The sequence below is a fragment of the Occallatibacter sp. genome, from assembly GCF_049802275.1.
In the GTDB taxonomy this organism is placed as follows: Bacteria; Acidobacteriota; Terriglobia; order Terriglobales; family Acidobacteriaceae; genus Telmatobacter.
Genome location: NZ_JBARMD010000595.1, coordinates 1 through 6,302 on the forward strand (window position 1 = coordinate 1; position 6,302 = coordinate 6,302).

At 57.7% G+C, this 6,302-nt stretch carries 6 protein-coding genes; 2 read left to right on the forward strand and 4 right to left on the reverse strand.

The window, feature by feature from the left end; translation table 11 throughout:
• Together WA354_RS20220 and WA354_RS20225 are read right to left on the reverse strand one after the other, a co-directional pair.
• A partial coding sequence (locus WA354_RS20220) for a hypothetical protein (RefSeq protein WP_472814825.1) occupies positions 1–602 on the reverse strand: 602 nt, incomplete at its 3' end.
• Between the two features lie 111 nt (positions 603–713).
• Positions 714–1,523 (reverse strand): tetratricopeptide repeat protein, encoded by an 810-nt coding sequence (locus tag WA354_RS20225; RefSeq protein ID WP_472814826.1) that lies wholly within the window; start codon positions 1,521–1,523, stop codon positions 714–716.
• A gap of 178 nt (positions 1,524–1,701) precedes the next feature.
• Here WA354_RS20225 and egtB point away from each other — a divergent pair, with 178 nt between their 5' ends.
• Together egtB and egtD are read left to right on the forward strand one after the other, a co-directional pair.
• Positions 1,702–2,988, forward strand: coding sequence for an ergothioneine biosynthesis protein EgtB (gene egtB / locus WA354_RS20230; RefSeq protein ID WP_472814827.1), 1,287 nt, complete (start codon positions 1,702–1,704; stop codon positions 2,986–2,988).
• Between the two features lie 33 nt (positions 2,989–3,021).
• Entirely contained in the window at positions 3,022–4,002 is a 981-nt protein-coding gene (egtD, locus tag WA354_RS20235; RefSeq protein WP_472814828.1) for an L-histidine N(alpha)-methyltransferase, read from the forward strand.
• A gap of 98 nt (positions 4,003–4,100) precedes the next feature.
• Here the strand turns inward: egtD and WA354_RS20240 are convergent, their stop codons facing one another.
• Together WA354_RS20240 and WA354_RS20245 are read right to left on the reverse strand one after the other, a co-directional pair.
• Complete coding sequence (locus WA354_RS20240) at positions 4,101–5,303, reverse strand: glycoside hydrolase family 27 protein (RefSeq protein ID WP_472814829.1); 1,203 nt, start codon at positions 5,301–5,303, stop codon at positions 4,101–4,103.
• A 149-nt stretch (positions 5,304–5,452) separates the two neighbouring features.
• Positions 5,453–6,302 (reverse strand): hypothetical protein (locus tag WA354_RS20245; RefSeq protein WP_472814830.1); only part of this gene is annotated, 850 nt, incomplete at its 5' end.

Here is a 6,302-nt window from a genome sequence, read left to right on the forward strand (position 1 = left end):
AAGGTCGTGTTTTCGTCGGCGACGAAGGTGTGAGTCGTGTTATCCGGGCCGCCCTGCAATGTGACTTTGAGTTCATTGATGGCGGTGACTTTGCCCATGATCCACGTCTTGCCGTAGTTGGCCTGCATTTCGCGCATCTGCTTGGCGCGCTCGGGATCGATCTGGAAGATGACGACTGCTCCCACGGATTTGGCGCTGGCGTCCATTTCGCCGGAAGCACCGATGGCGTCGCCGACTTTAATGTCGCTGGCCTTGATGGGCGTTGGCGGATTGACTGGCGGCTGCATGTCATCGCCCTGGCCGCGACGCTGGCCGCCTCCGCCTTTCATGATGCGGGTATTGACGCTGTAGTGAACGGTGTAGAGTTCGCCCGTGTCTGTCTTGATAGTGAAATGGTCGGGAGCGATTTCTGTCACGGTTCCCATGACACCGCGTCCCATCATCCCTCCGCCAAACCCCCCGCGGCCGCCGCGCTGTCCGGGTCCCCTGGTCTGTGCGGATTGGCTGGGATCCTGGGAGGGGTTGGGATCTTGTGCGAATGCGCCAAAACTGACGGCGCCAAGCACCACTAGAAGCGGCAACGCAATGCGACAGGCTTTCATAAGACTCCAGAAGGGAGGTGCAGTCACTGTAAGCATAGACGCGAACTGGCATCGACTGGACGACAAGGACGGAATGATGGCGACTGGGCGCCTTGTTCCATACGGTCGGGGCTATTGCCTCTTCTGGGTCTGGGAGGAGAGCAGCTCTTCAAATTCCGGTACCCCATGCAGGGCTGCAAACTCGTTGTCTTCACTGATTTTTTTCGGGCTTGCGAAGCCCTCATTCAGTGACATGCGCAGGTACTGAATGGCGCGTTCGGGCATGCCCGCCCGGAGACATCCTTTCGCAAGGTAATAATTCATGGCGCCGCGATCGCTCACCGATGCCGGATTCTGGACGCGAGGCCTGGAGTTGTCGTTGAAGATCTCCGGATCGATTTTGAGCGCGGCTTTGTACTCTTCCCAACCCTTCTGGTACTTGTGCTGCGCCAGCAGGTTTGTTCCCAGGTTCTTACGGATCAAAGCCGAAGTCGGGTCGATTTTGAGCGCCTTTCGATACATTTTTTCTGCATTGTGATACTGCTTCAGCGCATCGTATACGGTGCCGAGGTTATTAAGGACATTTGAATTCCTGGGGCTCAGCTTGTCAGAAGTGCGGTAACAGTGCATCGCTTCTGTCAGGTTGAACATCAACTGGTAAGCGATGCCCATCTTGTTCCAGGCGGGGGCATCGTTCTGCGGCGCTTTCTTGTAGGCTTCGATGGCCGCCTGATACCGTTGATGAGCCATGAGCATATCGCCCAGCTGTTCGGCGCTGGGTGGAGCCTTAATCGAAGTGATTGTGGTGGTTGTCACCTGCGATGCCGGAGCCGGCGTTGCATTGTCTGGATGGACGGTTGGAGACTGACTTGAACCGGGGGTACTCACAATGGCTGTCATCAACGCCAAAGCCGGCAGCGAGCATCTATCGAACCAGCGCATATTCCCTCCTCAAGAAGGAATCGGGGCGGCAAACCTGCATCGTCGTCTCATTGAAATTAGAGCACCAATTTGTACAGCATCGTCAAGTTAGTTCGCGGCTCGGATGTAAGACGGATTAAAAAACACATGAGCCGGAATGGTGGTTTGTGTTCAAAACTGCAGGAAGAGAGGGCCTCGAATGACGAGCACCATTGTTTCTCCGCATCTGCAATTGGAACTCGCGCAACGTTTTCGCGATGTTCGACTTCGCACACTTGGGTTGTGTAACCCGCTGACGCCTGAGGACATGATGGTGCAGTCCTGTGCTGAGGCTTCGCCGGCCAAGTGGCACCTGGCACATACGGCATGGTTCTTTGAGTCCTTCATTCTGCGCGAGTTCCTGCCTGGCTACAAGCTCTTCAATGCAGATTTTCCGTGGCTATTCAACAGCTATTACCGTAATTTTGCGGAGTTCCCGGAGAAGCGGCTTCGCTCTTCGTTTTCGCGCCCCGGACTGGACGAAGTGCTTGCCTACCGAAGCTACGTCGATGAAGGGATCGGGAAGCTTCTTGAGGCTGGTGCCGAGCCGGAGGTTCTTAAGCGAATCGAACTGGGGGCTAATCACGAAGAGCAGCATCAGGAGCTGCTCCTGACCGACATTTTGCACGCCTTCTACACCAACCCGTTAAGGCCGGTTTATCGGAACGATGAGCGGAAATCGGATAGCTCGAGTGCTCGGCGTCATGGCGAGAATCCGCTAAACTTCGTGCAGTTTGCGGGTGGGATGGTCGAGGTGGGATTCACGGGAACCGGATTTTGCTACGACAACGAGCTGCCGCGGCATCGGGTCTGGCTCGAGCCTTACCGGTTGGCGAATCGCCTCGTAACCAATTTGGAGTTTGCAGAGTTTATCGCCGACGGAGGATACCGCAAGTCGGCACTGTGGCTCTCGGCCGGGTGGGACGCCGTGGAGCAGAACGGCTGGAAGGCGCCCCTCTACTGGAATGAAAACGGCGAAGGCTGGAGGCTGTTTACCTTGCGAGGGGAACTCTCGCTGGAAGAGATTGGGACTGCACCAGTTAGCCAGGTCAGCTACTTTGAAGCGGATGCCTATGCGCGCTGGGCCGGCAAGCGCCTGCCCACGGAATTTGAATGGGAAGCGGCGGCCGAGGCACAGCCGCTGCAAGGTAATCTGCTGAATACAAAGAACCTGGCTCCGGTTGCAGCCGAGGATGAGGGCAAGCAGCTTTTGCAGTTGTGGGGCGATTGCTGGGAGTGGACGGCGAGCGCGTATCTCGGCTATCCCGGATTTGAGCCGCTGGCAGGCTCGCTGGGCGAATACAACGGAAAGTTCATGAGCGGGCAGATGGTGCTGCGTGGTGGCTCTTGTGCGACTCCCAAAGCGCAAATTCGCTCGAGCTATCGCAATTTTTTTCAACCAGAAACGCGCTGGCAATTTTCCGGAATCCGATTGGCAGACAAGTAACTCCCATAGGTCGAGGAGCATCTTAGTAACGGCATGACTACGATCCCTGTTTCCCCTGCTAGTTTTCACATTTCAGACAAGATCTCTTCATCGGTGTACGAGGGATTGTTGTCGAGTCCCAAATGGCTGCCATCCTGGCTCTTCTATGACACAGCCGGGTCGCGCCTGTTTGACGAGATCACCAGTATTCCCGAGTACTACGTTACGCGGACGGAGCGCGCGATTCTGGCCGAACGAGCGGGCGAGATTGTTTCGCGCGCCGCCGGCGAGCAAGCGCTCAGACTCGTGGAATTGGGAGCTGGATCGGCCGACAAAACCCGGCTGCTGTTGAGCGCCGCGGTCGAGCGGCAGGACACCGTTTTTTACGAACCCGTCGACGTTTCCGCCAGTGCGCTCGTTGAGGCGCAGATCCGCATTGAGGAAGAGATTCCTGGAGTGCTGGTTTGCCCGCGCGTAGAGGATTACACCCACGACCTGGAACTGGATTCGACGTTGCCTTCGGAGCGGCGGCTGGTGCTCTACATCGGGTCAAGCATCGGCAACTTCGAGCCGGGTGAATCGATGATGCTGCTGGAACGCGTACGCGCCGCTCTCGACCCGGGCGATTGCCTGCTTCTGGGTGTCGATCTGGCAAAAGAGCACTCCGTGCTTTTAGCGGCCTATGACGATAAGGCTGGGGTGACGGCTGCCTTTAATCGCAATTTGCTGGTACGGCTGAACCGGGAGCTGGACGCGGATTTTCATCCCGAGACATTCGCCCATCGCGCGGTATGGAATGCCAGGGAGTCGCGGATGGAGATGCACCTCGTCAGCGAGACGAAGCAAACCGTGTGGCTCCCTGCGATCGATCTGCGCGTGGAGTTTGAAGCAGGCGAGAGCATTCACACGGAGAACAGCTACAAGTATCGGCACGGGGATGCCGAGGCGCTGGTTGCGAAAGCGGGATTCGCGCACGAAGCGACGTGGACGGATGAACGTGGGTGGTTTGCGGTTTGTTTGGCGCGAGCCGTCTGACGTGACCGTTTGCTAGTGAATGCTAGCTCCCAGACCCAGGTCTCAGAAGCGAGACCTGGGGCACCCACGTGTTAGACCTTTCCGAAACTCCTATCTTTCTATTTTGGATTTGCGATTCGTACCAGCAGGATGTCGTGACTCACCAGTTCGATCGGCATGTTGTTGCTCAACTCCATCTCCTTGCCGGTCCACAGATCTTTGGCGTGCTGCGAACCGTGCAATCCAAGCTCTGCGAGATCCAGATGGAAAGGATGCGTTGAGTAAAGATCGCTGCCGACGTTGACGATGGCGATAGCTTTGGCGCCGCCCTGCAGATCGCGAGCCCAGATTTCGACTTCGCCTTTGCTGTAGATGTAGCGTGCCTGGTGGCCGAGTCGATCCTGGTTGATGGCAATGACGTCATGATTCGTGAGGATGTCGTGAATCTCGGGCTTCATGTGAGGCAGGTCATTACCGGCCAGCAAGGGCGCGGCGAGCATGGCCCACATGGAAAAGTGGGTGCGGTTCTCTGCCAGGGTTAACTTGCCGTTGCCGACTTCGAGCATGTCTGGATCGTTCCAGTGGCCGGGGCCGGCGTAGGACGCAAGTCCTTTCTGCTGGCTGAGAATGTCGTAGATGCTTTGCCAGCGTGGCTCGATGTCACCAGTGGTGCGCCACAGGTTGCCGCCGAGGCCGGGCGCCCACTCCCATACGGAATCCCACCCATACTGGCACAGGGAATAGACGATGGGGCGTCCGGTAGCCTTGAGAGCCTTGCCCATCTTGTCGTAGGCCGCAACCATGAGGCGCATCTGCGCGGCCTTGTCGTTGGGCGCCTGCTTCTGCATTACGGCAGGGATGAAGCTGCACAGGTCATATTTGAGGTAGTCGATGCCCCAATCGGCGTACATCTTCGCATCCTGCTCTTCGTGACCCAGCGAGCCGGCGTACCCCGCGCAGGTCTTCGGTCCTGGCCCGGAGTAGATGCCGAGCTTCAGTCCCTTCGAATGCACATAGTCCGCCAGGGCTTTCATATCGGGGAACTTCGAATTCGTGTGCAGCACTCCGCTCGCGTCGCGCTCGCCTTCCCAGGTGTCGTCGATGTTGACGTAGATGTAGCCCGCGTCTTTCATGCCGCTGGCGACAATCTGATCTGCGGAGTCGCGGATGTCCTTGTCTGTGACCCTGCCGGCGAAGTAGTTCCAGCTGTTCCAGCCCATGGGCGGAGTTTGAGCAGCCGCCTGTGCCTGCGAGAGTTGTGGCGATACAGCGATGACGGCCAATGCAAGGACGGCTAGCGGAAGTGACGCAGGAAAGCGCATGCTTTGATCTCCAATGGAAACGATTACAGCAGGGAATACTAAGCCACCAGCGCTCGTGTTGACAATCGCGTTTGTGTGCCGAAGCCGCCTTTTGGTGCCGGGATCGTGAATTCGATGGCGTACGCGGCGAAGATTGGGTGCACGCAAGTTCAATTCACGATTGCAGCGTTGTAGGCGTCGAGAGTGATGGAGTTCGATCCGGCATTGACCCGCACTCCCTGCAGCCATACCAGCGGCTGATTGTTGTACCTGGGCTTCTTGTCCGCGCCGGGAAGCACCTTCGAGAGCACGCCGGAGAACATCCCGAGCAGCGAGTTGCCGGTGCAACTTGAGGGCAGACGGCCCGAGCTGACGCAGCGTCGCATTTCGCGTTCTTCAGCGTTTTTCGGCGGCGCAATCTGTCCACCGCTTCCAGTCTGGTAAGCCGTCTGCGGAGGAGCCTTCATCTGTTGCTCGGCCTTCTGGACATTGGCGTTGTAGAGATCCTGCTGCTTTTGCTGGAAAGCCTTGGCGGCGGCGAGTCGCTTTGCCGTGGGCTGCTGGCAGGTGGGCAGCAGTTTCTTCAATGCTCCGCGCGAGACGTACGTGTAGGAATTCATCCCTGTCGGCGTAAGGTGATCGGGGTGCGCGACCATGCAATTCGATGTGTCTGCCGTGTCGCGAATGTTGCAGTTCTCCACGTAGATGTGTTCGCCGTTGCAAATGTAGGTGACGCCGATTGGAATGTCCTGCGGCGCGGCCGTCTGCCCCATCCCTGGCTGCACAAAGGAAGCCGCAATGGCGAATACAACGAAGCCGCACAGCTTATTGGCGCTCAGTTGAAACCTGTTCATGATGACCCCCGGCGGAGTGTCAGTAGGAACAAAAAATTGCGATGGACGAAACCGGCCGTTCATTACTCGAGGCGAAGTAGAGGCCTGATAGTAACGCGATCTGCGGCCGTGGAGCAACCGGACGTTGCGCGCTGAGGCAGCGATTAGTCCGCGGCCGGGGCTACAG

Bases quoted from the DNA above. Each gene is read 5' to 3' on its own strand.
- WA354_RS20225 (WP_472814826.1), bottom strand. From the start codon at position 1,523: ATGCGCTGGTTCGATAGATGCTCGCTGCCGGCTTTGGCGTTGATGACA.
- egtB (WP_472814827.1), top strand. From the start codon at position 1,702: ATGACGAGCACCATTGTTTCTCCGCATCTGCAATTGGAACTCGCGCAA.
- egtD (WP_472814828.1), top strand. From the start codon at position 3,022: ATGACTACGATCCCTGTTTCCCCTGCTAGTTTTCACATTTCAGACAAG.
- WA354_RS20240 (WP_472814829.1), bottom strand. From the start codon at position 5,303: ATGCGCTTTCCTGCGTCACTTCCGCTAGCCGTCCTTGCATTGGCCGTC.